Consider the following 25,392-nt stretch of genomic DNA (forward strand, 5'->3'; position numbering starts at 1 on the left):
TGGGTTTTCAACCCACTGTCCGGCGCCTAATCCCCCGCCGACGCCATCAGCGTGGCCCCGGTCAGCTCTTCGGAAAACGGCACCGGGTGAGGGTCTTTGCCCAGCCGCGCGCGGTACACCGGCAGGCTTTCGGCGACGCGCATGACGTAGTTCTGGGTTTCCTGGAACGGAATGCTCTCGATGAAATCCACCGCGTCGATCTCGCCCCGGCGCGGGTCGCCATAGAGCTGCATCCAGCCGACGGGGCGGCTGGGGCCGGCATTGTAGCCCGCCGCCATCATCACCACGTTGCCGTCGAACTGGCGCGCCAGAGAGGCAAGGTAGGCAGCACCCAGCCGGGCGTTGTAATTCGGATCGCTGAGCAGGCCCGACAGGGAATAGGGCTCGTTGATCCAGCCCGAAACCTCCTGCGCGGTGCGCGGCATGACCTGCATGAGCCCGCGCGCCCCGACACCCGACACGACCTCGGGATTGAACTCCGATTCTCGGCGCGCGATGGACAGGACCAGTTCCGTGGGCACCGGATGCGCATCCTCCGCCAGCGGGTGCAGCGCATAGTAGGGTCCCGGCACCTCGATGCCGCGCTGCGCCGCGCGCTTGCCGACCATGACCTGGATATGCGGGCGGCCCATCTCGGCCAGCATGTCGCCCAGCTGTCCGATCTGGCTGCGGTCGAGCGATTCGGTCAGGTGGGTGAAAAAGCGGTCCGCCAGGTTGTCCTGGCCCGCGGCCAGCAGCAGCACCGCCGCCTGGTAGACCGAGCTTTCGATGAAGGCCGCGTCGCGCCAGGGCGGGAAATCCTCCTGCCCGGAAAGGGCCGGATCGGGCGGCATCCCGGCGCGTTCGGCCGCGAGAAGCCCGTAGAACGACGTCTGATAGCGGCCGCCGTCGCGGTAGGCCGCCTGCGCGGCGTCGCTGTCGCCCATCGCCTCGAGCGCCCGGCCCCGCCAGTATCCGGCACGGCCCAGCGAAATCGGCGAGTCGACCGCGTCGCGGTGGTTGGTGAAATGACGCAGCGCATCGGCGGGCGCGTCACGGAAGCGCAGCGAGATGTAGCCCGCCACCCATTCGAGATCGGCGAAATCCGACCCGTCGGTGAGCCAGTTCTGCGCGGCCACGGCATAGGCCGTGTCGGTTTCTCCGGCGCGCATCAGTTGCCGCGCGAGGCTGCGGCGGCGGGGCGCCCAGGCCCAGGGTTCACCCAGCGCCTCGGCGCTTTTCGACCGTTCCAGCAGCAGCTCCAGCGCGTCCGCGTCGCGGCCCTTGCGGGCGCGCCAGGCAAAGCGCTCGTAGGCCATGCCGGGATCGTCGGCCAGCGCGTCGGGCACCGCGGCGATGCGGGTGTCGACGCCGCCGTCGTTGTTCTGCAACGCCAGACGCGCCTCGGCCAGCTTGCGTTCGCCGTCGCTGACGAGCGTGAGCATGGCGCGAGCATTGACGGTCCAGCCCTTCCAAAGCGCCATGTCCAGCCGCGCCCAGTGATGCGGCGCCAGCAGATCACCGTGTTCCGCGAGGAAAGAGGCCTGTTCCTCCGATGACAGCGCCAGCGTGCGCCAGGCCAACACCACCTCGGCCTCGGCCGCGCCGCGGTCGCCCGCAGCGACCAGGGCGCGTGCCAGGCTCAGCGCGCCGGTGCCGGTCTGCGGCCGGGTGTCGGCAAAGAAGGCGCGCACATCCGCATGGCTGGCCTCGACGATCGCCTCTTCGGATTTCTCGCGCAGGTACTCCATGCCCGGCCAGTCCGGATTGCGCTCGATGAAATCCTTGACCTGTTCGGCGTTGCCCAGCCCGGCGCGCAGATAGTGCCAGGTGACGATGTCCATCGCGACCTGCCCGTCCGACCGCGCCGCGATCTGCGCTCCGGCCCAGTTGCCCTGCCGCATGTCGGACATCGCCCGCTCCAGCGGGCGCGGTCCTCCTTGCGCGGCGACGGAGCCGGCACACAGGATCAGGATCAAGGCCAATATGCGTGACATATGCTTGCAATTTCCGCGCTGAGGATGGATAGACACGCCCCTAAGGATACCGCGGCATGCCCGAGCATCAACTCACAACTCCGGCACGTCCCGATGTCCGCCCGCAATCTTGAGTGAATCGAAAAGGAGCGTGTCATGTTCAAAGGGTCGATGCCAGCCCTGGTCACGCCGTTCAAGGACGGCGCGGTGGATTTCGAGACGCTCAAACGCCTGGTCGACTGGCATATCGAGCAGGGCAGCCACGGATTGGTGCCTGTCGGCACCACCGGCGAAAGCCCCACGCTGAGCCATTCCGAGCACGAGGCTGTCGTGCAATGCGTGGTGCAGGCTGTCGACGGTCGTATTCCGGTGATCGCGGGCGCGGGGTCGAACAACACCGACGAGGCGATCCGCTTCATCACCTTTGCCGAGCGTGTCGGCGCCGATGCGGCGCTGGTGGTGACGCCCTATTACAACAAGCCGACGCAGGCCGGGCTCTATGCCCATTTCAAGGCGGTGCACGACTGCTGCAACCTGCCGATCATCATCTACAACATCCCCGGCCGGTCGGCGGTGGACATGTCGCCGGTGACAATGGGCGAGCTGTCGAAACTGCCGCGCATCGTCGGCGTCAAGGACGCCACCGGCGATCTGGACCGCGTCTGTTCGCAGCGCCTGACCTGCGGCCCGGATTTCCTGCAGATCTCGGGCGAGGATGCGACGGCGCACGGCTTCAACGCGCAGGGCGGCGTCGGCTGCATTTCGGTGACGGCGAACGTGGCACCCAAACTCTGCGCCGAGTTGCAAGAAGCGACGCTGGCGGGCGACTACGCCAAGGCGCTGTCGATCCAGGACCGGCTGATGCCGCTGCATCACGCGATCTTTGCCGAGCCGGGCCTCTGCGGTGCGAAATACGGCATGTCGCGGCTGGGCCTTTGCGCCGAAGACGTCCGCCTGCCACTGATGCCGCTGACCGCCGAAACGCGCGAGCGGGTGGATTTCGGCCTGCGCCATGCCGGGCTGCTGAACTGATCGCAGCCGTCGCGCGCCAGCAGCACTGCCAAAGCAAAACGCCCGGGATATCATCCCGGGCGTTCTTTCTTTCAACGGCAGGACCTTACTGCCCCGGCGTCTCCTCCAGCCCCTCGGGCTGGCCCACCACGACAAAGCGCAGTGCCTCGGGTTGCAGAAGGCGCGCGGCGACGCGCTGCACGTCCTCCAGCGTCACCGCCTCGACCTTCTCGTTGCGGGTCAGCGGGTAGTCGATGGGAAAGCCGTCCATCTGCATCCCCACGAGGATGTCCGCAATCGGCCCGTTGCCGTCGAAACGCAGCGGATAGGCGCCGGTCAGATAGGTCTTGGCCCGGTCCATCTCGTCCTGGGTCACGCCCTCTTCGGCCATGCGCTGCCATTCGGCGCGGATCACGTCGATGGCCTCGGCGATCCGGTCGTTGGCCGAGGCGACGCGCCCCACGATCAGGTTCGCATGGTCCTTGTTGGCAAGGTAGGAATAGACGCCGTAGGTCAGGCCGCGCTTTTCGCGAACCTCGCTCATCAGCCGCGCCTCGAATCCGCCGCCGCCCAGCACCACGTTCATCACGTAGGCCGGAAAGAAATCCGGATCGTCGATGTCGATGCCCTCGTGCCCGAACAGCGCCACCGATTGAGGCGTGTCGAACGGCACCACGGTCACACCGCTGGTGGTCGCCACGTCCACCGCTTCGGGCATCGGCGCGCCGGTCTCGGGCAGGTCGCCCAGCAGGTCGTCGATCAGCTGCGCCAGTTCGTCGGCAGAAATGTCGCCCGCCGCCGAGATATAGACCCTGTCGCGGGCGAGCGTGTCGTCATGGGCCTGCTCCAGGTCGGCGCGGGTCAGCTCTGCCACCGACTCGACCGTACCGCGGAAAGCAGAGCCGTAGGGATGGTCGCCGAACAGCTCCGCATCGAAGGCGCGCGAGGCGATGGCATCGGGGTCGGTCTGGTCAGACCGCAGGCCCGAGATCACCTGCGCGCGGACCCGCTCCACGGCGTCCGCGTCGAACCGCGGCGCCACCAGCGAGTCGCGCAGGAGCGCCACGGCCTCGTCGCGGTTTTCCGTCAGGAACCGCGCGGAGACGCTGAGCGCGTCGTCGTAGACATCGTAGCTGAAGCTGGCGGCAAGGCTTTCGGCGGCTTCGGCAAAGGCGCGGGCGTCGCGCTCGCCGGCGCCTTCCTCGAGCAGCCCGGTCATCAGGTTGATGGCGCCGCGCTTGCCGTCGCGGTCCAGCGACGCGCCGCCTCTGAAGCGCAGCTCCAGCGCCACGAAGGGAATCGACGGTTCCTCGACCAGCCAGGCGGTCAGGCCGCCGGGGCTCTGGACCTCCCGGATGTCGATCTCCGCATGGGCGGGAACTGCCGCGAAGACGGCGGCGCAGCCCAGCGCGATGGCTCTCAGAAAACTCATTGCGTCACCTCTTCGCTCATCAGCCAGCCGGTCACCGACCGTTCCTCCCGGAACACGTCGCGGGCGGCGGCGAGGATGTCTTCTTCGGTCACCGCCTGCAGCACGTCGGGCCAGGCCTGCACATCCTCGACCGTGAGGCCCGAAGTCAGGGCGTTGCCGTATTTCCGCGCGATGCCTTCGGCACTGTCACGGGCGTAGATCTGGCTGGCCTTCATCTGGAACTTGATCCGCTCCAACTGATCGGCATCGACGCCTTCCTCGATGAATTCGGCCACTGCCGCATCCAGTGCGTCCTCGGCCTCTTGCAGGCTGACGCCGTCGGCGGGCACGATCACCAGCCCGAAGGTCGTGTCGTCAAGCGCCGTCGCGTCGTAGAAGGCGCTGGTATAGACCGCCGTCTGCGTGTCGAACTGAAGCTTGCGGGTCAGCACCGAGGTCTGTCCGCCGCCCAGGATGTCGGCCAGCAGCACCAGTGCCGCTGCCTTTTCCTGCGCGCCCGGATCACGTTCAGGGGCCAGGTAGCTGCGCATCACGTAGGGCTGGGCCACCCGCGCGTCGCGGAAGGTCATGCGCCGGGCGGAAGTCTGCGGCGGCTCCTGCGCACGGTCGCGCGGGCCAAGCTCGGGGTTGGCCGGGATCACACCGTAGTATTTTTCGGCCAGGGTCCGTACCTGGTCCGGCGTCACGTCGCCCGCCACCACGAGGATGGCGTTGTTGGGCGCATAGAACTTGCGGTAGAAGGCCAGCGCCTTTTCGAGGTCCAGCTGCTCCATCTCGTGACGCCAGCCGATGATCGGCACGCCGTAGCGGTGGTTGAGATACTGCGCCGCGTTGCGCTGTTCGCGGAACAGCGCGCCGGGGTCGTTCTCGACCCGGGTGTTGCGTTCTTCGATGATCACGTCGCGCTCGGTCAGGATGTCCTCGGCATCGAGTTGGAGGTTGACCATGCGGTCGGATTCCATCTGCATCATCAGCTCGAGCCGGTCGGCGGCGACGCGCTGATAATAGCCGGTGTAATCGAAGCTGGTGAAGGCATTGTCGGACCCGCCGTTGGCCGCCACGACTTTGCTGAACTCGCCCGGCGCCATCTTTTCCGTGCCCTTGAAGAGCAGGTGTTCAAGGAAATGCGCCACGCCCGAGCTGCCCGCCGGTTCGTCCGCCGATCCGGCCCGATACCACAGCTGCTGCACGACAATCGGCGCGCGGTGGTCTTCGATCACCACGACCTCCAGACCGTTGTCGAGGGTGAAGGTCGTTACGTCGTCCTTGCCCTGTGCCGCGGCCAGTCCGGGCATCGCGGCGATCGCCACGACAGCGACGAGCCGAGTAAGAATGCGCATATACCGCTCCTGTTGATGCTTTCGCGTCAAGGTACGGTGCGGCGGCGCAAGATCAAGGCGGATTGCTATAAAGCTTTGTAAGGTTCGGCGGCGCTCAGTTCGCCTCGGGCGGGGCCGAGGGCGTGCGCGCCCCGGCGCGGCGCCAGCGCTCAAGCTCCGCATCCGCATCCAGCCGTTGCGGCCGGTAGGCGCGGGTATACTTGTCGTCCTGCACGATCTGCCAGTTAAAGAGCGACCGGCGCTTGCGGAACGCGACGTCCTCCTGCCGGAGGTCGGTGCGGATGTTGCCGTTCACGCCATAGCGCGTGGCCGCCCCCACCAGCGCCGCATCCGCCGCGGGCACGCCTGCGCCGCGGGTCAGACGGGACGGATCGCCGCCCAGAACGGCAACGGCATCGGCCTCCGGCGTCTGGTCGGTGCGGTTGGCGCCACCCGGCGTGGGCGGCGGCAGCTGCGCGTAGCTGTCGGGCTGCGTCAGCGGCTTGTTCGGAACGATGGAGAATTCCTCGGGCTCGCCGCGATTCGTGTTCAGATCGCGCAGTTGCGGATCGCCGCGCCCGCAGGCCGCGAGCACGCCCATCCCGAGCACCAGAAAAATCGCATGTCGCGGCACGAACATGGCCACCTCCGTCACATCTCTGGCCCAGCATTAGCCCATCGCGCAGCGAAGGTCACGGGGCCTTTTTCCACGCCGTCCCCGCTAGCGCTTCGCGCGATTGGGCGTCTTGGCCCCGGCGAAAAGCACGAGCCCCAGTGCGCCCGCAAAGATCGAGATATCCGCGACGTTGAACACGTAAGGATTCGAGATGCCGCAGCAGGACATGTTGATGAAATCCGCGACCGCGCCGTACAGCAGCCGGTCGATGACATTGCCCAGCGCTCCGCCGATCAGCAAGCCGCCTGAAATCAGGCCCCACCGCCCCGGCGGATCGCGCCGCAGCCAGACCAGCACGAACAGGACGATCCCGACGGCCACGGCGATCAGGATCCACTTGGTCAGCGGCGCCTGTCCCGACAGCAGCCCGAAGTTGATGCCGTAGTTCCAGGCCATGCGGAAATTCAGCAGCGGCGGCAGCACGTCGATCGCGCCGAGCGTACGCAGGTCCAGAAGATGCACCACCACGTACTTCGTCACCTGATCCAGCAGGAAGGTCCAGAATCCCACCCAGAATACCAGTTTCATGCCCGTCCCTTCCCGGCCTTGCGACGCGCGGTGGCGCGCCGCCTGTATGTTCCCTGCCCGGTCAATGCCGGAAATGCCGCATGCCGGTGAAGACCATGGCAAGCCCCGCCTCGTCCGCGGCCCTGATCACCTCGTCGTCGCGCATCGACCCGCCGGGCTGAATCAGCGCCGTCGCACCGGCCTCCGCCGCGGTCAACAGGCCGTCGGCGAAGGGGAAGAAGGCGTCGGAGGCCACCACCGACCCGTGGGTCAGCGGCTGGTCGAGCCCCAGCGCCTCGGCCATGTCCTGGGCCTTGCGCGCGGCGATGCGGGTGCTGTCGACGCGGCTCATCTGGCCGGCGCCGACACCCACCGTGGCGCCGTCGCGGACGTAGATGATGGCGTTCGATTTCACGTGCTTGGCTACAGTCCAGGCAAAGAGCATGTCGTCGATCTGCGCCTCGGTCGGCGCCTTTTGCGTCACCACCTTCAGGTCGCCCCGGGTCAGCCGCCCGATGTCGCGGTCCTGCACCAGCATCCCGCCCGACACCTGCCGGTAGGTCAGCCCGGCCTGCGCGGTATCCGCCAAACCGTCGGTCACCAGCAGCCGCAGGTTCTTCTTGGCCGCAAAGACCGCGCGCGCCTCGTCATCGGCGCCGGGCGCGATCACCACCTCGGTGAAGATCTCTGCAATCGCTTCGGCCGTGGCGCCATCCAACGGCTGGTTAAGCGCGATGATCCCGCCAAAGGCGCTGGTGCGGTCGCAGTCGAAGGCGCGGCGGTAGGCCTCTTCCAGAGTCGCGCCCTTGGCCACGCCGCAGGGATTGGCATGTTTGATGATCGCGCAGGCCGGGCCATCTTCGGGCTTGAATTCCGACACCAGTTCGAACGCTGCATCGGTGTCGTTGATGTTGTTGTAGCTCAGCTCCTTGCCCTGCAGCTGCCGCGCCGTGGCGACACCGGGCCGGTCGCTGCCGTCGACGTAGAAGGCCGCCGCCTGGTGCGGGTTCTCGCCGTAGCGCAGGGTCTGGCGCAGGCTGCCGGCAAAGGCGCGGCGGCGCGGCGCGGGTTCCGCCAGCGCATCGGCCATCCAGGTGCTGACGGCGGCGTCATAGGCGGCGGTGCGAGCATAGGCCATCTGCGCAAGCCGCTGCCGGAAGGCGTACGTCGTCTGGCCGCCGTTCGCGTCCAGTTCGGCCAGCAGCGGCGCGTAGTCCTGCACATCCACCACCACGTTGACGAAGGCGTGGTTCTTGGCCGCGGCGCGGATCATCGCCGGGCCGCCGATGTCGATGTTCTCGATGCAGTCGGCGTAGTCGCCGCCCTTGGCCACCGTGTCCTCGAACGGGTAGAGGTTGACCACCAGCAGGTCGATCTCCTCGATCCCGTGCTGCCGCATCGCCGCCACATGCGCCTCGTCGTCGCGCAGCGCCAGCAGACCGCCGTGCACGCCGGGGTGCAGGGTCTTGACCCGGCCATCCATCATCTCGGGAAAGCCCGTCACCTGCGCCACGTCGGTGACCTCGAGCCCCGCCTCGCGCAGAGCCTTGGCCGATCCGCCGGTGGACAGCAACACGATGCCGCGCGCCGCCAGCGCCTGGCCAAGGTCGATCAGACCAGTCTTGTCGGAAACGGAGATGAGCGCGCGGCGGATGGGGTGCAGGTCGGTCATGCGAAGGGGTCCCGGGACAGTTTCAATCGTCATCCGCCGCGTCCCGGGCCAGGTCGCGGATCGCCACGGCGGTGTCCTGCGCCTTGGCCAAAGACCAGCGGATGCGGGTCGCATACTCCATCGCGCGGGCGGATAAAACGACCTGTTGCGCCCCTCGGGGCCGCAATCGTCCCTTTTCCAGGTAAACCGAGGCGTCGAGGCTCAGATCCGCCTCGCCTTCGTAGCGGAACACCCAGATTTCACCCGATCGAAGCGCCATGGAGACTGCCGCGCCGCCCATGTCGAGCGCGCAGTCCACCTCGGGGTGCAGGTGAAACCGCAGCTGAAAGGGCAGCCCCGCCAGCCGCACCGCATCCATGCGTTGATCGAACCGCGCCTTGGCCGGGGCATCGAGCGCCAGCAGCATGTCCTCGCCAACCAGGCCGCGCCCGTCGAAGGTCAGTTCCAGCATTCGGGCATGGGTCAGCCCGTGGGTCGAGACGTAACCGTCGTGCCCGCCCTCGAACCGCAGTCCGTCGGGCGCGCTGCTGATCTGCACCGGCACATCCGCCGGCGCATCCTCCAGCATCTCGCGCCGCGCGCCCGCACTCCAGCCGGGCTTGCCCAGCCGGGCGCTGGAATATCCGTCGAGGCAGAGGGTGGAATGCGACGGCGTCGCCCGTCCTGCGCGCCGCCAGGCCTCGCCAAAGACCGCGCCCGAGCCGCAGTTGACGATCAAGGGGCGCCGCCCGGAGGTCAGTTCGAAGGCCAGCGTCGAAGCATGGGCGTTGAAAGACGCCCGCCCTTCGGGCGGCGGTGCCGCGTCGATGATGATGCTGGTGCGCCCCGCCGACAGCCGGGCGAACCCCATGGCCAGTCCGTCCGCTTGCCGCTTGCGCACGCCGCTGGCCGCCAGTGCCGTGTCGAGCCGCCCCTCGATGCCGCGGCCGCCGCCGTGGAACCGCGCCAGCCCGCCATCGGCATGGCGCAGGGTGCGCAGGGTCGGCGCGATGCGCCGGATCGCGGCGGTGTGTTCGGGATCGGGAGCGTGACCCCGCTCTTCCAGCGCGGAGGCGGCCCAGGTGAGCAGGGTGAACACCTCGAGCAGGTCCTCGGCGTTGCGAGTCGGCAACCCGCCCTGCCCGTCGATCTGGCGCGCGCATTCGGCGCCCAGCGCCCGGCGCGCCGGGTCCACATGCGTCTCCATGCCTTCAAGCGACAGCCCGGCGTAGATCATGCCCGTGAGCGCCTCGAACCGCGCCAGCCCCGGCGGCGTGCTCTGCCAGCGTCGACTCAGAAAGATCGTCTGTTGGGCGAGGCTGCGGTAGAAGGCGGCAGAGCGTTCGGAGTCGATGCCGCGCAGCAGGAACAGCGCGTGGTGGATCCAGCGGATCAGCCGCCGCCCGGTCAGTTCCGGCGTCCAGCCCGGCCCGCGTCCGGGGCCAAAGCGGTCGATCCAGCCCCAGAGCCAGGCCTGCGCTACCCTGCGGCTCTGCGGCTCGCCCACCGCGGCCAGGTCGTCGAGCCAGCCGAAGCCCTGCACCTCCGCCTCCCAGACCGGATCGGGCGGGGTCACGTCCCAGAGCAGCGTGTCGGGCGCCTCGCTCAGGTGGCCCGCAAACAGCAGGTTTCCGGCGGTCAGCTGCCGCCCGCGGGCAAAGGACCCGACGGTGCGCGGCTCGGGCGCGGACACGAAACCGGTCGCCGGACGCACCCGCGCCGCCAGCCGCGCGTGCCAACGGTTCATCAGGCGTGTCCACGCCGCATGCCAGCTTTCCGTGTCGGACATCTGCCCTGCCCCTTGCCGCCGTTCCGGCGTGTCATAGGACAAGAATACCCGCCACGCCGGGCAAAGTCACCTTTGAAAACGTCGCGCGTCGGGCGCGCCCGCCCGGCCAGCGCCCCGCTGCAATGGACCGCGCTCCGCGCCGCATCGGTCCGATACCTCAGGCGGTGTCGATCCCCGCCTCTCCGCGCTCACCCCATGTTCGTTCCCAACAGGCCACGTTCGGCGAAAAGGAAACGCCCGCCCCCTTCTTCGGTTTTCAATAACCCTCGGAGAGCGCGAGAGGCTGGCCTCTCGCATCGCGCGGCACGCGCGATCCCGCCCTCAGCCAACGCTTTGCAGCAACGCCATGTAGAACCCGTCCATCCCGCCGCGTGCCGACCAGAAGTCGGGGCGCAGGCGCAGCCCGCCTTCGGAGGACCGCCAGCCGGGTTCGATCCAGTCCGCCGCGGGGGGCAGGACGCGCAGGCCGGGGTGACGCGCCAGCGCCGCGTCGACCTGCGCCTCGCCCTCGTCGGGCAGCAGCGAACAGGTGCAGAAGACCAGCCGCCCGCCGGGCGACAACAGCCCCAGGGCGTGATCCAGCATCGCGGCCTGCAGGTCGATCAGCTCGGCGATGCCGTCGCCGGTACGGGCGTGCGGCAGGTCCGGGTGCCGCCGAATCGTGCCGGTGGCGGAACACGGCGCATCCAGCAGGATGGCGTCGTATTCGCTGGCATGGGTCAGCGCGTCGCCCGCGACGATCTCGGCAGTCAGCCCGGTGCGGGCGAGGTTCTCCGCCACCCGCTCCAGCCGCGGCTCGGACAGGTCCAGCGCCGTCACGCGCGCCCCGGCGGCGGCGAGCTGCAGCGTCTTGCCCCCGGGCGCGGCGCACATGTCGAGCACACGCTGCCCGGAGACGTCCCCCAGCAGACGGACCGGCAGCGCGGCAGCGGCGTCCTGCACCCACCAGTCGCCGGCGTCATATCCCGGCAAGGCGGTGACCTGGCCGGGATCGTGCAGCCGCACCGACCCGGTCGGCAGCAGATCGCCGCCCACCGCCGACGCCACGACCGCCGGGTCACCCTTGGCCGAAAGGTCCAGCGGCGCCCCGGCGAAATGCGCCGCTTCCATCGCCGCCACCGCCTCGCGGCCCCAGGCCTCGACCAGCGGCCCGCGCAGCCAGTCGGGCAGGCGCGGCACGCGCAGGATCGCCCACTGCCCGGGACCGCTGGCGGCGACCTTGCGTAGCACGGCGTTCACGAGACCCTTCATGCCTGCCGTGCGCCCGCTACGCCCGACGATGGTCACCGCCTCGTTGACCACGCCATGCGCCGCCCCGCCGGTGCACAGCTCGTAGGCCGCCAGCCGCAGCACGTTGCGGACGCGAAGAGGCGGATCCTTCTTGAGATAGGGTTTGAGGATGCGGTCAAGCCGTTCCAGAGCGCGCAACACGTCACCTGCCAGCCGCTGCGCCGCGGCGCGTTCGCCGGGCACCATCGCGGCCCAGGCCGCGCCGTGCATCAGTTCCGACATCAGACGGCCTTGCCCCAGCACCTGGTCGAGAAGATCGACGGCGGCGTGGCGCGCGCTCAGCGGTTTTGCGTTCATGCGTCCTGTCCCGGCGCGACGGTCCGGCCCCTTGCCCCGTCTTCGGCGGCGCGTATATCAGGGGCATGAGCGAAGGAAAACCAGCCATGACCGAAGAAGCCGCCCGGGATGATCTGCCCCCCGCCGCGCAACGCGCGCTGGCCGAAGCCGCAGAGCGCCGCCGCCTGGCCGAAGCCGAAGCGAAGCCGCTGCCGACCGAGCTGGGCGGCCGCGACGGACCCGAGCCCGTGCGCTACGGAGATTGGGAAAAGAAGGGGATCGCCATCGACTTCTAGGCGTTTCCGCGCCGGCGGCTCTTGCCGCCAGACGACATCAGCGCAGAGTGAAAGCGGCGGACTGCCCGTCTCCGCGGTCCGACGTAAAGCGGATGCGCGATCCGTCGCTGTGGACCGCCTGGCAGTTGTAGCCCAGCTCGTCTCCGCCCCAGTTCAGGTCGCGGCAGAAATACCCGTCCTTCCAACTCCAGCTGCCGGTCACGTCCCAGCCGGCGCCGTTGCCGGAAATTCCGCCATTCGGGCTGACCCACAATTCGACCAGCGTACGCGACAGGGTCTTGCCCGCGATCAGCTTGATGAACTGGGCTCTGTCGGTCACCTGTTCAAACTCCGCCAAGGCGGGGCCGGTTGTCGTCAGTACAACAAGCGCGGCCATGGCCGCTGTGCGCAATCCACTCATGACACCTTCCTCTTCGAATACCAAACCTACGCACGGCGTCACGAATTGGTTTCATTTTGACATGCAGATCACGCTGACGTGCGCGGATTTCAGCGTGGACCGGGCCAAGGCTCAGTCGTCGCCCAACCCCAGTACGTCGAGCATGTCATACGCGCCCGGCCCCTTGTCCTGCCCCCAGAGCGCCGCCCGCAGCGCGCCACGGGCAAACAGCGCCCGGTCGCTGGCGATGTGGCGCAGAACGATGCGCTCGCCGGCGGCGGCAAAGATCACGTCATGCTCGCCCACCACATCGCCGCCGCGAATCGCCGAAAAGCCGATGTCGCCGCGCTTGCGCGCGCCGGTGATGCCGTCTCGGCCCCGGTCGCTGACCGCGTCCAGCGACACGCCGCGCCCTTGGGCCGCGGCTTCGCCCAGCATCAGCGCGGTGCCCGAGGGCGCGTCGACCTTGCGGTTGTGATGGGTTTCGACCACCTCGATGTCCCAGTCGGCATCCAGAGCCTCGGCGACCTTGCGGGTGAGCACGGTCAGCAGGTTGACGCCGAGGCTCATGTTGCCTGCGCGGATCACCACCGCGTGCCGCGCGGCCTTGTCGATGCGCGAGATGTGTTCGGGCGCGAGCCCCGTGGTGCCGATGACATGCACGGCGCGGGCCTGTGCCGCGAGGTCGGCGAAGGCGACCGTCGCGTCGGGCGTGGTGAAGTCGATCACCGCCTGGGCGCTGGCAAAGGCCTCGAGCGCGTCGTCGGTCACGGTCACGCCGGTCTCCGCCCCGCCCATGCAGGTCCCCAGATCGCCCCCGACCCAGTCGTGACCCGCGCGCTCCACCGCGCCGACCAGCTTCAGCCGGTCCTGCGCCGCCAGTTCGCGCACCAGCATCTGGCCCATCCGGCCCGACACCCCTGTCACCACCACGCCCGGTTGGTCGGTCATCCGCGTCTCTCCTGCCTGTTTCCGCATCGTCCTTGCGGCGTGCATAGCTTGCGACGGCTCGCTTGGCAAAGCCTGCCCGAGCGCTTAGATGAAGGCCATGGCCAAGAACCGACTCAACGATCATGCCGGACCGTCCCAGCGCCAGTTGCGCGTGGGCGAATTGATTCGCCGTACCCTTTCGGACGTGCTGGGCCGTGGCGACATCCACGACCCGGAGCTCAACCGCATGTCGGTGACGGTGGGCGAGGTGCGCGTGTCACCGGACCTCAAGATCGCCACCGCCTACGTCCTGCCCCTGGGCGGCAAGGGCGCGGACCTGCTGATCGACCTGCTGGCGCGCAACAAATCCGAGCTGCGCCGCGCCGTGTCGAAACAGCTGACTCTGAAATTCGCCCCCGACCTGCGGTTCCGGCTGGACGAGACCTTTGACCGGCTCGACGACACCCGCCGCCTGTTTTCGCAGGACAACGTCCGCCGCGACCTGGACGACTGATGCTGCGCTGGCTCGCTCTCTTCGGTCTCGGCACTCTGGCCCAGGCCGCGCCTGCCGCGACCTGCGAACGTGTGTCCTATGACGGCAACCGCTACACGCTGTGCAGCGTCGACATGACCTCCGAGGACCTGCGCCTCTTTCTCTACGACGACACCGGCGAACCCTACGGCCAGTTCTCCAGCATCGACGCCAAGCTGGCGGAGACCGGCGAGGCGCTCGGCTTTGCGATGAACGCAGGCATGTACCATGCCGACCGCGCGCCGGTGGGTCACTATGTCGAGGACGGCACCGAGGTCATGCGCGTCGTGCCCAATGCCGGGCCGGGCAATTTCGGGCTTCTGCCGAACGGCGTCTTTTGCATCCGCGACGGCCGCGCCGACGTCATCGAGACGCTGCGCTTTGTCGAGGACGCGCCGCAATGCACATATGCGACACAGTCGGGGCCGATGCTGGTCATCGACGGCGCCCTGCATCCGCGGTTCCTGAAGGACAGCACCTCGCGCTACATCCGCAACGGCGTGGGCACCACCGCCGACGGCAGCACCGCGGTTTTCGCGATTTCCAGCGATGCGGTCACTTTCCACGAATTCGGGCGCCTGTTCCGCGACCACCTGGGCCTGCCCAACGCGCTGTTCCTCGACGGCAACATCTCTCGGCTGCACGCACCCAAGCTGGGACGCTCGGACATTGGCCGCTGGATGGGTCCAATTTTGGGCACTGTCGTTCCGAAGCCGTGAAAATCACATTTTTTCACTGAAAAGTTTGCGGACTCCGCTCTGGAATTGGTATGTCTTTTTACATAGCTATGCGGCGGCATCAGCTGCCGCAATCCATTTCAGGGGAGAGTATTATGGATCAGAAGATCATGGGCGCGGGCGTCGTGTCGCTGCTGGTGGGATTTGCTCTGGGCAACGTGACCGCCGACCGCAGCCCCAAGATGGAGGATATCCGCGCCGCGCTTGGCGCCGAGATGGAGGCCGCGGGCAGCGCGGTGGACGGCATGTCGGCTTCGGTGCAGGAACAGTTCGCCGCATTGGGTGACCGGCTCGGGGCCCTGGAAGAACAGCTGGGGTCGGGCAGCGATGCGATGGGCGCGATCGGCAGCCGGATCGACGGCCTGTCGGAAGAGCTGCGGACCACGCTTTCGGAACAGCAGGCCGCGGTGTCGGATGGGATCAGCGCCCTGGGCGCACGGATCGAAAGCGCCGCGGCTGCGGCCGGCAGCGCGGCGCAGGGCGGCTCTGACAGCGCAGAAGAGGTAGCTGAAGAGATGAGCCCCGCCGATCCGATCGAGGGCGGCACCGATCTGCGCGTTGGTGAGACGGCGATGCTGGCCGATGGCGCGATGCGCGCCTTCCTGTCGCGGGTGACCGAAGATGCCGCGCGCCTTTCGGTTGGCGGCGAAATGATCGACCTGGCCGTGGGCCGGTCGGGCACCGTGGGCGATTGCGAGGTCACGCTGAACGGCACCGACGGCGCCGTCGCGCGGCTTTCGGCAACTTGCGGCGGCAGCGGCGGTGATGCCGAAGACAGTGCCTCCAGCGAGGCGGAGATGTCGGGCGACGGCACCGGAGTAGGCGAGATCGCCCTCGTGGGCGACGGCGCGGCGCGGGTCTTCGTGTCGGGCATCGCGGCGGACGGCAGTGCCGCGCGGATCGCGGTCAACGGCATCGCCACGCAGGCGGTCGCGGTCGGCGAGCGTGCCGAAGTGGGCGACGAGGGCTGCGCCGTGACCGTCGAGGCGATCAGCGGCAACCGGGTCAGCCTGGGCTACGCCTGCGACTCCTGACCTGCGCCACGAAATTGCGCGCCCGCCGCGGGACGGCGGCGCGCCGGGCCCGGAAATCTCGAGGTTTCCGGGTCGTTTTTCTCGGGAAAATCGGCGCAGTCCCCGCCCGACGGCGCGGGGCCTTGCACAGTCGCCGCCGCGGGCCTAGGTCACTGCTCAGATTCCACGCACCGGATTGCCCATGGCCCATGACCTCTCTGCCCTGACCCAAGCCCTGCTCGACGCCGCCAGAACGGCCGGAGCGGACCACGCCGATGCCATGGCGGTCGAAGGCGCGTCGCTGTCCATCGACGTGCGCGGCGGGCGGCTGGAACAGGCCGAACGGTCCGAAGGCACCGATATTGGGCTGCGGGTCCTGATCGGCCAGCGCTCCGCCACCGTGTCGGCCTCCGACATCAAGCCCTCGACACTGGCCACCATGGCCGAACGCGCCGTGGCCATGGCCCGGGAAGCGCCCGAGGACAAATGGATCGGCCTCGCGGACCCGGACCAGCTGGCCCGCGACTGGGATGCCGACTCGCTCGAAATGGCCGACCCTGCGCCCGAGCCGTCGCCCGAAGCGCTCGAGGACGACGCCCGGCGCGCCGAGGCCGCGGCGCTGGCGGTCGCGGGCATCTCGCAGATCGACGCGGCCTCTGCCGCCTACGGTGCTCGGCGCATCCACCTTGCGGCGACAAACGGGTTCTCGGGCGGCTATGCGCGGTCCTCGCGGTCGGTCTCCTGCGTCGCAATCGCCGGATCGGGTACCGGGATGGAACGCGACTACGACGGCGATTCGCGGACCTTCCAGTCCGATCTGCGCAGCCCGGAAGAGATCGGCGCCCGCGCCGCCGAACGCACGCTGGCGCGGATGAACGCCCGCCGTCCAAGGACCGGTTCGTATCCGGTGCTCTACGATGAACGCATTTCCGGCTCGCTGATCAGCCACCTGCTGTCGGCGGTGAACGGATCGGCCGTGGCGCGCGGCGCCTCGTGGCTGCGCGACGCGATGGACAGCCCGGTCCTGCCGGACGGGCTGTCGCTGATCGAGGACCCGCACCGTCCGCGCGCCATGGGCTCGCGCCCCTTCGACGCCGAGGGCCTGCCGACCGCGCGCCGCGCGCTGGTCGAGGACGGGGTGCTGAAGGGCTGGACCATGGACCTTGCCACGGCCCGCAAGCTGGGGCTGAAAAGCAGCGCCAACGCCGCGCGCAGCGCCGGGTCGGGGCCGAGTCCCAGCGCCTGGAACGTGGCGCTGACCCAGGGCGACCGGAGCCGCGAGGAGTTGATCCGCGAGATGGGCACCGGGCTGGTCGTGACCTCGATGATCGGCGCCACGATCAACCCCAACACAGGCGATTACTCCCGCGGCGCCGCCGGCTACTGGGTCGAGAACGGCGAGATCGCCTACCCGGTCTCAGGCGTGACCGTGGCCGGCAACCTGCGCGACATGCTGCGCCGGATCATACCGGCCAACGACGCGCGCCCCTGGCTCAGCCAGGTTGTACCGTCACTGCTGGTCGAAGGCCTGACCCTTGCCGGCGACTGATCTCGAACTGCTCTGCGACGCGGCCCGGGCCGCCGGCAGGCTGGCGCTCGAACACCGCTCCGGCGACCTGAACGTCGTGCGCAAGGCCGATGACAGCCCGGTGACCGGCGCCGACCTCGCGGTCGACGCGCTCTTGCGCAACCTGCTGAGCGCGGCGCGGCCCGACTACGGCTGGCTGTCCGAGGAAACCCCGGACGACGCGCACCGGCTGTCGCGCCGTCACGTCTTTATCGTCGACCCGATCGACGGCACCCGCAGCTACATCGCCGGCGAGGACACCTGGGCGCATTCGCTGGCCGTGGCCGAAGACGGCGAGGTCACCGCCGCCGTGGTGCTTCTGCCGATGAAGGACCGTCTCTATGCCGCCGCCCGCGGCCGCGGCGCCACCCGCAACGGCATGCCGCTGCGCGCCTCGGATGCGGCGGCGCTGACCGGCGCGCGGGTGCTCGCGACCAAGCCCAGTCTCGACGCCCGCCACTGGCCGCGGGGCGTGCCTGATGTCCGCCGCTCGCACCGCCCGTCGATCGCCTACCGCCTGGGACTGGTAGCCGAGGGGCGCTACGACGGCATGTTCACCTTCCGGCCGAGCTGGGAATGGGACATCGCCGCGGGCAGCCTCATTGCCGCAGAGGCCGGCGCCCGCGCCAGCGACGGCACGGGGTCCGCGCTGCGGTTCAACAATCCGCATCCCCAGAGCGACGGCATCGTCGCCGCCAGCCCCGGCATCTGGCAAGAGATCGTCGCGCGGCAGGGCACGGACCGTGCGCAGCGCCCGGCTTGACGCAACCCGCCGCATCGCAGAGGCTTTGCACAGTGCTTGCAACCCCGCCAGACCGGCACGTGACACGAGGACAGACCGCCAAGGTGCGAAAACCGCCGCTCAGCCTTCGGACCTATCTGGCCCTGTCCCGAACCGATCCCGCTGCCGTACCGCCGGCAGCGCGCGCGCCGCGTCCCGCAGGTCCGCTGGTCTGGGCCCATGCCGCCAATCCGCAGACAGACCGGGCGCTCGCCTCGCTCTGCACCCGCATCCAAAGCCAGAGCGACGGCGCGCATGTGTTGCTGACCGGGGTCGCATCGTCAGAGCACATGACCGACGCAATACCCGCCGACACCCCGGCGCAGGCGCAAGCCTTTCTCGATCACTGGCAGCCCGATCTCTGCCTCTGGTCGGGCGAGGCGTTGCGTCCCGCGCTGCTGCACTGCGCCGCCCGCGCCGACTGCCGACTGGCGCTGATCGGCGCCGGCGACACCGGCTGGAGCACGCCGGGCGCGCGCTGGCTGCCTGACACCGCCCCGGCGGTGCTGCAGGGGTTCGACGTGATCTTTGCCCAGAACGCCGCCGCCGAGCGGGATCTGCGCCGCATGGGCGTGTCAGGCGACCGGCTGCGCCGCAGCGGCCCGCTGGCAGAGGCCACGCTGCCGCTCGATTGCCGGCCCGAACTGCACGAGGAGATGTCCGAACTCCTGTCGGGCCGCCCGGTCTGGACTGCGGCCCGCATCCGCCAGCCCGAAGCCGACCTGGTGCTGAACGCACATCGCGCCGCGGCCCGACTGGCGCACCGGCTGCTGCTGATCCTGGTGCCCGCCGATCCCTCGGAGGCGGAGGCGTTCACCGTCGCGGTGCACCGCAGCGGGTTGCGCAGCGCCTTCTGGGGCGAAGGCGACATGCCGGACGAGAATACCCAGGTGCTGATGGCGCCGGGCCCCGAAGAGCTGGGCCTGTGGTACCGGCTGGCGCCCGTCTGCTTTCTCGGCGGTTCGCTGGCGCCCGGCTTCGGCGGCCACGATCCGTTCGAGGCGGCAGCGCTGGGGTCGGCGGTGCTGTACGGACCGAACGTCGGACAGCACCTTGGCGCCTATTCCCGCCTCGTCGATGCCGGGGCGGCCCGCATCGTGCGGGACGAACACAGCCTGAGCGGCGCGGTGTCGCAGATGATCGCGCCGGATCAAGCGGCGGCCATGGCCCATGCCGGCTGGGACGTGGTGTCGGCGGGGGCCGAGATGACCGACCGGGTCGTCGAACAGGCGCTGCACTGGCTCGATCAGGCGCAGAGACGCTGATGCCGGCGCCGCTCTTCTGGCTCAATCCGCCCGAGGCTCCGGGCTGGCGCGCGCGGGCGCTGGCGCCGCTGGGCCGGGTTTACGCAGCTTTGACCGCGCGGCGACTCGCGCGGGGACAGCCGCAGCGCCTGCCTGTGCCGGTGATCTGCGTCGGCAATATCAACGCCGGGGGCACCGGCAAAACGCCGACCGTCATCGCCCTGCTCGACCGGCTGTCGCGCCGCGGCATTGCGGCGCAGGTGGTCACGCGCGGCTACGGCGGCCGGGAAGCCGGACCGCTGCGCGTAGACCCCGCCCGTCATACCGCGGGCGATGTCGGCGACGAGCCACTGCTGCTTGCGGCCTTTGCGCCGGTATGGGTCGCCCGCGACCGCGCCGCCGGGGCGCAGGCGGCGGTGGTGGCGGGCGCACAGGCGATCCTGCTCGATGATGGCTTCCAGAACCCGGCGCTGCACCAGGACCTGTCGCTGGTTGTGGTCGATGCCGCCATGGGCTTCGGCAACGGACGCTGCATTCCCGCCGGCCCGCTGCGCGAACCGGTGCAGACCGGCCTCGCCCGCGCCGACCTGCTGCTGTCGGTCGGCCCGGACCAGGCGCAGGCGCGGTTCCGCGCGCTCTGGCCGCTGCCCGACGGACTGCCCCATGTCACCGCCGAACTCGGCCCGCTGCAGACCGGGATGGACTGGCGCGGCCTGCGCAGCCTCGCCTTTGCCGGGATCGGCCAGCCCGAGAAATTCTTCGCCACCCTGCGCGGTCTCGGAGCGGAGCTGGTCCGCGCCGAACCCCTTGAGGATCACCAGCCCTTGACCCCGGCGCTGATGGCCCGGCTCGAAGCCGAGGCCGCGGCGCTCGGCGCGCAGCTTGTGACCACCGAAAAGGACGCCGTGCGCCTGCCCGACAGCTTTCGCCAGAAGGTGTTGACCCTGCCGGTGCGGCTGCAGTTTCACGACGCGGCAGTGCTGGATGCGGCGCTCGATGACCTGTTCGGGCCGTGACCGGAACCGCCGAGCCCTATTCCGCTGCCAGCTTCTGATCGCGGTGGCCAATGGCGGCGATATCCGCGATGATCCCCCGCAGCAGGCGGCGGAAGGCGTGGAAATCCTCGTTGGGCCGGATCTCCGCCTCGTTCATGTAGATGGCGCGGTCGATCTCGATCTGGATCGCATGCTGGTTGCGCAGCGGCCGCCCGTAGGCCTGCGTGATGTAGGCCCCGGCAAACGGCGCGTTGCGCGTCACCACGAGCCCGGCATCGGCAAAGGCGGCCTCGATCCGGTCGACGACCCAGGGTGCTGCGGAGGCGCCGAAGCGGTCGCCGATGACGATGTCCGGCCGCCGCGCCCCGGCGCGCACGATCCCGTCCACCGCCTCGTGCGGCATCGAATGGCAGTCGATCAGGACCGCCTCGCCGAACTGCGCATGGGCCCGGTCGAGCAGCTTTTGCAGCTGCGCGTGATAGGGCCGCCAGTAGACCGCGATCCGCCGGTCGGCCTCGGCCATCGGCAGCTTGCCGCGATAGATGGCGCGGCCGTTGGCCACCACCCGCGGCACCACGCCAAGCCCGCTCGCCACACGCGGATTGTGCCCGGTACGCCGCACGCCTTCGATCAGGGCCGGGTCCAGCTCGTCTGCCGAGCGGTTGAGGTCGATGAAGGCCCGTGGCGCGCCGGCCTTGAGGAAGGGCGCCCCGAACTGCGGCGCGCATTCGAACAGGCGATCCACATAAGCATCTTCCGAAGACCGGATCGCATGTTCGTCAAGCAGCGTGTGCCGCAGGAACGACCAGGGGTAATCCCGTCCGCTGTGGGGCGAGGCAAAGACCACCCGCGACGTCAGCGCATCGGGATGGTACAGATGATAGGCAACCTTGGGCATCCGCACTCCTTGCAGGCAAACATAGACCGAAAACTTCGCACTCCAAAAGCCCCTTGATCCCGTCTGCGACTCCTTTTATAGGAGCCGAACCGGCGCGGTCTCCCGCGCCCCATGTTTTTGGGGCAAGGCATTTCGCAAAGGTTTCATGGGCGGTTAGCTCAGCGGTAGAGCACTTCGTTGACATCGAAGGGGTCACAAGTTCGATCCTTGTACCGCCCACCATGAATTCCACCGCACGGGCCACAGCGCCGGTGTGAACGGCAACCCGAAAGGCGCTCGCGCGCCGCGACAAGAGGAGAGGACCATGAAGGTCAAGAACTCGCTCCGCTCGCTCAAGAGCCGCCATCGCGACTGCCGCGTTGTGCGCCGCAAGGGCCGCGTCTACGTGATCAACAAGACGCAGCGCCGCTTCAAGGCCCGCCAGGGCTGAAGCACTAGGCCGGGTCCGAAACGGCCGATCCGCAGGTCACGGCTGTTGCCAGGCGGTTCAACACAAGACAGCAGAAGGCTCGAAGCGGATCACCAGTTTCGAGCCTTTTCCTTGCCGTGTCCTGTAATTAATCGTCTGCACGAGGGAGTTGCGCCGCCACGCCCGCCGTGTCGATGACGGACCGGACCGACACGATCTTTGCGCCCAGGAATTCGTAGAAGGCGGTCTCGTCGAACCTGACCCGTCTTCCGTTGACCGGCAGACCGAAAAGCATCCTCACGGGGCTGCAGTCGAACACAAGCCGGCTGGCGACCATCGGCGGCGCGCAGGCCAGCTGCGCTCTAATGCATCCGGCTGCAAACCTGAATCGATGGAATTTCCTTGAAGGCCAATCTGTGATTCATCCTGTTTGGGAGGATGGATCATGTCAGCACCTTTACCGAATGTGCTCCGCGCGCGATTTCCGAAATTGGTTAAGGAAGGATCAGCGGGCGGGCGGCGGCGCTGCGCCTGAAGCTTTCGCCTTCCTCCGGAGCGCGTTGGGGCCTTGCGATCCGGCGAACGGAACAGGCCAGATCCGCGCCTCAGGGTCGCCCGCGCGGCCTAGGCAATCTCGATCCGCATCGGGCCTGTCTGATCGAACCGATTGATAAGGATGGCGACATGACCATGCCCGAACTGGCCGGTGCGCCGACGGATGCAACCGACGTGCAGGCGTACTCCGATGCGATTGGGCGGTTCCTTCGCAAGCTGGACTTCACGTATAAGAAAAGACGCTGGTCGCCACCGAGCGGTGCCGCAAATGGGTAAGACGGCGGCGCGACGACTGGTTCGTGCACCGCCTTCCGGACGTCGCGTCCCGACCGGAACATGTTGTCTTCAATGACGAAACCTCTGTCAAAACGAACCAGACCTGCCAGCGCGGGTGGTCACGGCGGGGCGAGCGGCCGGTGATGGATGCGCCCTTTGGATCATGCGGCGCGCAGACCCTCATCTCAGGTCCGAGCGCCGGGGCCCTGATCGCTCCGTGGGTCATCAATGGGGCAATCGATGGTGACGCCTTGCAGGCCTACGTCGCGCAGGTGCTGGTCCCGAAACTGGAGCCGGGCACCGTCGTCATCCTGGACAACCTCGCCGCGCACAAGAATGCCGCCGCTGCCAAAGCCATGCGCGAAGCCGGATTCTGGTTCCTCTTCCTGCCGCCCTACACCCCCGACTTGAACCCGATCGAGATGGCCTTCTCAAAACTCAATGCGCACCCGCGCAGGGTCAGCGCTCGAACCTGCGCCGATATATTCCGCGCTCTCACAGAAATCTGTGACCTCTTCTTGCCTGAAGAGTGCTGGAATTTCTTCAAGGCTACAGGGTATGTCTCGGGTTAAAGGTCGGGCACTCCAGGGATCTCACCGTCAGATCACTGGCGGATTTTAGGACGGGCGTTGCCTCCGCGTCCCGATTGACAGACCCTTCGACTTCTCTTTCCAACACTATATGTCTCGTAAGAGGATGTTCGACCAATGACATGGACGGCCGCACCTTTCGCAGCGATCCCAATCGCCGTGCTCGCCGTGCTTTCGGCGGTCGTGGTCCTGCAGCAGCGCCGCACGCCGCAATCTGCCGCGGCCTGGCTGCTGTTTATCGTCTTCCTGCCCTACCTCGCGATCCCGTTCTTCGTGATCCTCGGCTTTCGCAAGCGGACGTCGCGCTTCGAACCGATCGCGTTCGACACCGCAGTGGACCCGCGGCCGGACCAGACGGTCGCGCGCGACGCGGTGGTGCCCGCAAGCTACGGAATTCCAGCGGCTACCGGTGGCAACAGCTTGAAAATCGTGCGGGCAGGCGAGGAGGCATTTGTCGAGTTGATCCGACTGTGCCGCTCGGCCAGAACCGATCTGCAGTGTCTCTTCTATCTCGTTGCCGATGACGCGGTCGGACAGGCGTTCGTCGAAGAACTGATCGCGCGGGCAGAAGCCGGGGTGTCCGTCAGGCTGCTGCTTGACCGGCTCGGCAACCTGAAGCCGCCGCGGCGCAGCCTCGACGCCCTGAAGGCCGCCGGTGGCGAGGTGCGCTATTTCTCGCCCTTGCTGCAATTGCCCGAAAAAGGCCACCTGAACCTGCGCAACCATCGCAAAATGGTCATTGCGGATGGCGCCCGTGTCTTTGCAGGCGGGATGAACGTAGGAACCGAGTACATGGGCCCCGATCCAAGCCCGGACCGGTGGACGGACCTGGCCTATCTTATCGAGGGTCCGGCGGTCGCGACCTTTCGCGACGTGTTCCGTTCGGACTGGGGTACCACCGGAGGAGCGCTTTCCCAGGCAGGCACGGGTTGGCCAGGCACTGCGGCCGGAGGGGCGCGTGTGCAGCTTGTTCCCTCCGGGCCCGACACGGCGGGCGATCCGCTGCACGATACCCTGGTGAACGCGATCCATTCCGCCAGGCGGCGGGTCTGGCTGGCAACGCCGTATTTCCTGCCGACCGAATTTCTTGGAAACGCCCTGTCGATTGCCGCGAAGCGCAGGGTCGATGTGCGCGTCCTGCTGCCGCAGACATCCAACCAAAAGCTCGCGGATTTCGCGCGCGGGGCCTACCTGCGGGACATGCAGGACGCCGGCTGCCGCATCGAGTTCTTTCAGGGTGGGATGCTTCATGCCAAGGCCGGGGTCATCGACGACATCGGCTATCTCGGGTCCGCGAATTTCGATGTCCGCAGCATGCTTCTGAATTTCGAGACAACGCTTTTCGTCTACGATCCGGGGTCGGTACAGGCGCTGGCGGACTGGTACCGGCTTCAAGAAGAGCGGTGCACCTCGGGCCTGCCGCCCGCAGGGTTCTTCCGGCGCATCTCTGAAGGCGTGTTCCGGCTGGGTGCTCCGGTCTTATGATGTCACGGGCGCCAGACGGCTTGCGCGTCGCGAGCTACAATATCCGCAAAGCGGTCGGCACCGACCGCCGCCGGAACCCGCACCGGATCCTGCAGGTCATCTCGGAACTGGACGCGGATATCGTCGTGCTCCAGGAAGCCGACCGCCGCATGGGCGCGCGTCCTTCGGTGCTGTCAACCGACGAGATCCGGACGCAGACGGGCCTTGTCGCGCTCCCGGTCTCTGTTGCCGGTCCCAGCCTTGGCTGGCACGGCAATGCGCTTCTGACCCGACCGGAGATCGAGATGTCGGATTTGCGCCGCATTGACTTGCCGGGTCTGGAGCCGCGCGGCGCCGTCGTCGCCGATCTGCACACATCCGATGCGCGGCTGCGCGTCGTCGGGGCTCACCTCGGGTTGCTGCGCGCCTCACGACGCCGGCAGGTGTCGGCGCTGATCGAGACGCTCGGCACGATGGAGCCCCTGCCGACCCTCGTGGCCGGGGACCTGAACGAATGGTCGCTCAAAGTGGGCCTGGGCCGCATGTCGCGGCATTTCACCCTTCACGCACCGGGCAAATCCTTTCACGCCAACCTGCCGCTCGGCGCGCTGGACCGCATTGCGCTGGACAGGCATATGATCCGCAAGGCGGCGGGTGTTCTCGACACGCCGATCACCCGTCGCGCCTCCGACCATCTGCCGATCTGGATCGACATTCATGTCGGTCCAGGCCCGGACGGCCGCCGCGACACCGGGCAGGGCTGACGAGCGGGCATGCGCAGCGACCCGTCGAAGACGGCCCCGAGGCGCAATTCGCTGCG

The 25,392-nt window shown here is 68.3% G+C and carries 26 protein-coding genes and 1 tRNA gene; 15 read left to right on the forward strand and 12 right to left on the reverse strand.

All coding sequences use genetic code 11. From position 1 onward, the window contains the following. Window positions 1-26 precede the first annotated feature (26 nt). The gene (locus DU478_RS02450) at window positions 27-1,976 is read right to left on the reverse strand and encodes a lytic transglycosylase domain-containing protein (protein ID WP_114509355.1); all 1,950 of its coding nucleotides are present in this window, start codon (window positions 1,974-1,976) and stop codon (window positions 27-29) included. Window positions 1,977-2,111: 135 nt separating this feature from the next. Between DU478_RS02450 and dapA the strand changes: the two genes are divergently transcribed. After that, a complete protein-coding gene (dapA, locus tag DU478_RS02455; protein ID WP_114509356.1) occupies window positions 2,112-2,987 on the forward strand; it encodes a 4-hydroxy-tetrahydrodipicolinate synthase in 876 nt (291 codons plus the stop codon). Window positions 2,988-3,072: 85 nt separating this feature from the next. Here the strand turns inward: dapA and DU478_RS02460 are convergent, their stop codons facing one another. The 7 genes from DU478_RS02460 to DU478_RS02490 form a co-directional block, all read right to left on the reverse strand. After that, window positions 3,073-4,398, reverse strand: coding sequence for a M16 family metallopeptidase (locus DU478_RS02460; RefSeq protein WP_114509357.1), 1,326 nt, complete (start codon window positions 4,396-4,398; stop codon window positions 3,073-3,075). After that, a complete protein-coding gene (locus DU478_RS02465) occupies window positions 4,395-5,738 on the reverse strand; it encodes a M16 family metallopeptidase (protein WP_114509358.1) in 1,344 nt (447 codons plus the stop codon). Before DU478_RS02465 ends, DU478_RS02460 begins: the two co-directional genes overlap by 4 nt. Window positions 5,739-5,832: 94 nt before the next feature. Further along, window positions 5,833-6,357 carry a DUF3035 domain-containing protein gene (locus DU478_RS02470; RefSeq protein WP_199488280.1) on the reverse strand — a complete coding sequence of 175 codons (525 nt, stop codon included), beginning with the start codon at window positions 6,355-6,357 and terminating at the stop codon, window positions 5,833-5,835. An 81-nt stretch (window positions 6,358-6,438) separates the two neighbouring features. Beyond that, the gene (gene lspA / locus DU478_RS02475) at window positions 6,439-6,921 is read right to left on the reverse strand and encodes a signal peptidase II (RefSeq protein WP_114509359.1); all 483 of its coding nucleotides are present in this window, start codon (window positions 6,919-6,921) and stop codon (window positions 6,439-6,441) included. Between the two features lie 61 nt (window positions 6,922-6,982). Further along, window positions 6,983-8,572, reverse strand: coding sequence for a bifunctional phosphoribosylaminoimidazolecarboxamide formyltransferase/IMP cyclohydrolase (gene purH, locus DU478_RS02480; RefSeq protein WP_114509360.1), 1,590 nt, complete (start codon window positions 8,570-8,572; stop codon window positions 6,983-6,985). Between the two features lie 22 nt (window positions 8,573-8,594). After that, window positions 8,595-10,340: a heparinase II/III family protein gene (locus DU478_RS02485; RefSeq protein ID WP_114509361.1), complete on the reverse strand. Its 1,746-nt coding sequence runs from the start codon at window positions 10,338-10,340 to the stop codon at window positions 8,595-8,597. A gap of 321 nt (window positions 10,341-10,661) precedes the next feature. Continuing rightward, window positions 10,662-11,927, reverse strand: a complete 1,266-nt coding sequence (locus tag DU478_RS02490) for an RsmB/NOP family class I SAM-dependent RNA methyltransferase (RefSeq protein ID WP_114509362.1) — start codon at window positions 11,925-11,927, stop codon at window positions 10,662-10,664. Window positions 11,928-12,013: 86 nt separating this feature from the next. On the opposite strand from DU478_RS02490, the gene DU478_RS02495 reads away from it, so the two are divergent. Next, window positions 12,014-12,202 carry a DUF1674 domain-containing protein gene (locus tag DU478_RS02495; RefSeq protein WP_114509363.1) on the forward strand — a complete coding sequence of 63 codons (189 nt, stop codon included), beginning with the start codon at window positions 12,014-12,016 and terminating at the stop codon, window positions 12,200-12,202. A gap of 37 nt (window positions 12,203-12,239) precedes the next feature. Here DU478_RS02495 and DU478_RS02500 read toward each other — a convergent pair whose 3' ends face one another. Together DU478_RS02500 and dapB are read right to left on the reverse strand one after the other, a co-directional pair. Further along, on the reverse strand, window positions 12,240-12,602 hold the full coding sequence (locus DU478_RS02500) for a dihydrodipicolinate reductase (protein ID WP_114509364.1): 363 nt from the start codon (window positions 12,600-12,602) through the stop codon (window positions 12,240-12,242). A gap of 111 nt (window positions 12,603-12,713) precedes the next feature. Further along, window positions 12,714-13,532: a 4-hydroxy-tetrahydrodipicolinate reductase gene (gene dapB / locus DU478_RS02505; RefSeq protein ID WP_114509365.1), complete on the reverse strand. Its 819-nt coding sequence runs from the start codon at window positions 13,530-13,532 to the stop codon at window positions 12,714-12,716. 97 nt (window positions 13,533-13,629) lie between these two features. Between dapB and rbfA the strand changes: the two genes are divergently transcribed. From rbfA to lpxK, 7 genes are all read left to right on the forward strand, one after another. Continuing rightward, window positions 13,630-14,025, forward strand: coding sequence for a 30S ribosome-binding factor RbfA (gene rbfA, locus DU478_RS02510; protein ID WP_114509698.1), 396 nt, complete (start codon window positions 13,630-13,632; stop codon window positions 14,023-14,025). Next, window positions 14,025-14,762, forward strand: a complete 738-nt coding sequence (locus tag DU478_RS02515; protein ID WP_114509366.1) for a phosphodiester glycosidase family protein — start codon at window positions 14,025-14,027, stop codon at window positions 14,760-14,762. Before rbfA ends, DU478_RS02515 begins: the two co-directional genes overlap by 1 nt. Window positions 14,763-14,875: 113 nt before the next feature. Next, window positions 14,876-15,814, forward strand: coding sequence for a hypothetical protein (locus DU478_RS02520; RefSeq protein ID WP_114509367.1), 939 nt, complete (start codon window positions 14,876-14,878; stop codon window positions 15,812-15,814). Window positions 15,815-15,995: 181 nt separating this feature from the next. Then, entirely contained in the window at window positions 15,996-17,342 is a 1,347-nt protein-coding gene (locus DU478_RS02525; RefSeq protein ID WP_114509368.1) for a TldD/PmbA family protein, read from the forward strand. Next, a complete protein-coding gene (locus DU478_RS02530; RefSeq protein WP_114509369.1) occupies window positions 17,329-18,123 on the forward strand; it encodes an inositol monophosphatase family protein in 795 nt (264 codons plus the stop codon). The genes DU478_RS02525 and DU478_RS02530 overlap by 14 nt, the downstream gene beginning before the upstream one ends. 59 nt (window positions 18,124-18,182) lie before the next feature. Then, window positions 18,183-19,406: a 3-deoxy-D-manno-octulosonic acid transferase gene (locus DU478_RS02535; protein WP_233501092.1), complete on the forward strand. Its 1,224-nt coding sequence runs from the start codon at window positions 18,183-18,185 to the stop codon at window positions 19,404-19,406. Next, the gene (lpxK, locus tag DU478_RS02540) at window positions 19,406-20,401 is read left to right on the forward strand and encodes a tetraacyldisaccharide 4'-kinase (protein ID WP_114509371.1); all 996 of its coding nucleotides are present in this window, start codon (window positions 19,406-19,408) and stop codon (window positions 20,399-20,401) included. Before DU478_RS02535 ends, lpxK begins: the two co-directional genes overlap by 1 nt. Window positions 20,402-20,417: 16 nt before the next feature. Here the strand turns inward: lpxK and DU478_RS02545 are convergent, their stop codons facing one another. Continuing rightward, window positions 20,418-21,278 carry an N-formylglutamate amidohydrolase gene (locus DU478_RS02545; RefSeq protein ID WP_114509372.1) on the reverse strand — a complete coding sequence of 287 codons (861 nt, stop codon included), beginning with the start codon at window positions 21,276-21,278 and terminating at the stop codon, window positions 20,418-20,420. 147 nt (window positions 21,279-21,425) lie between these two features. On the opposite strand from DU478_RS02545, the gene DU478_RS02550 reads away from it, so the two are divergent. After that, window positions 21,426-21,500, forward strand: a tRNA-Val gene (locus tag DU478_RS02550). Window positions 21,501-21,582: 82 nt separating this feature from the next. Then, window positions 21,583-21,708, forward strand: a complete 126-nt coding sequence (ykgO, locus tag DU478_RS02555; RefSeq protein WP_050529488.1) for a type B 50S ribosomal protein L36 — start codon at window positions 21,583-21,585, stop codon at window positions 21,706-21,708. 127 nt (window positions 21,709-21,835) lie between these two features. Here the strand turns inward: ykgO and DU478_RS02560 are convergent, their stop codons facing one another. After that, on the reverse strand, window positions 21,836-22,108 hold the full coding sequence (locus tag DU478_RS02560; RefSeq protein WP_325048085.1) for an ester cyclase: 273 nt from the start codon (window positions 22,106-22,108) through the stop codon (window positions 21,836-21,838). A gap of 263 nt (window positions 22,109-22,371) precedes the next feature. Between DU478_RS02560 and DU478_RS22840 the strand changes: the two genes are divergently transcribed. The 4 genes from DU478_RS22840 to DU478_RS02575 all read left to right on the forward strand — a co-directional run bounded on the left by DU478_RS22840 (window position 22,372) and on the right by DU478_RS02575 (window position 25,336). Continuing rightward, window positions 22,372-22,518, forward strand: a complete 147-nt coding sequence (locus DU478_RS22840) for a hypothetical protein (RefSeq protein ID WP_158545727.1) — start codon at window positions 22,372-22,374, stop codon at window positions 22,516-22,518. A gap of 23 nt (window positions 22,519-22,541) precedes the next feature. Then, window positions 22,542-23,090 carry an IS630 family transposase gene (locus DU478_RS02565; protein WP_158545728.1) on the forward strand — a complete coding sequence of 183 codons (549 nt, stop codon included), beginning with the start codon at window positions 22,542-22,544 and terminating at the stop codon, window positions 23,088-23,090. A gap of 135 nt (window positions 23,091-23,225) precedes the next feature. Beyond that, window positions 23,226-24,593 (forward strand): phospholipase D-like domain-containing protein, encoded by a 1,368-nt coding sequence (locus DU478_RS02570; RefSeq protein WP_114509375.1) that lies wholly within the window; start codon window positions 23,226-23,228, stop codon window positions 24,591-24,593. Then, a complete protein-coding gene (locus DU478_RS02575) occupies window positions 24,593-25,336 on the forward strand; it encodes an endonuclease/exonuclease/phosphatase family protein (RefSeq protein ID WP_114509699.1) in 744 nt (247 codons plus the stop codon). Before DU478_RS02570 ends, DU478_RS02575 begins: the two co-directional genes overlap by 1 nt. Window positions 25,337-25,392 lie beyond the last annotated feature (56 nt).

It is taken from the genome of Thalassococcus profundi (genome assembly GCF_003344785.1).
Taxonomy (GTDB): Bacteria; Pseudomonadota; Alphaproteobacteria; order Rhodobacterales; family Rhodobacteraceae; genus Puniceibacterium; species Puniceibacterium profundi.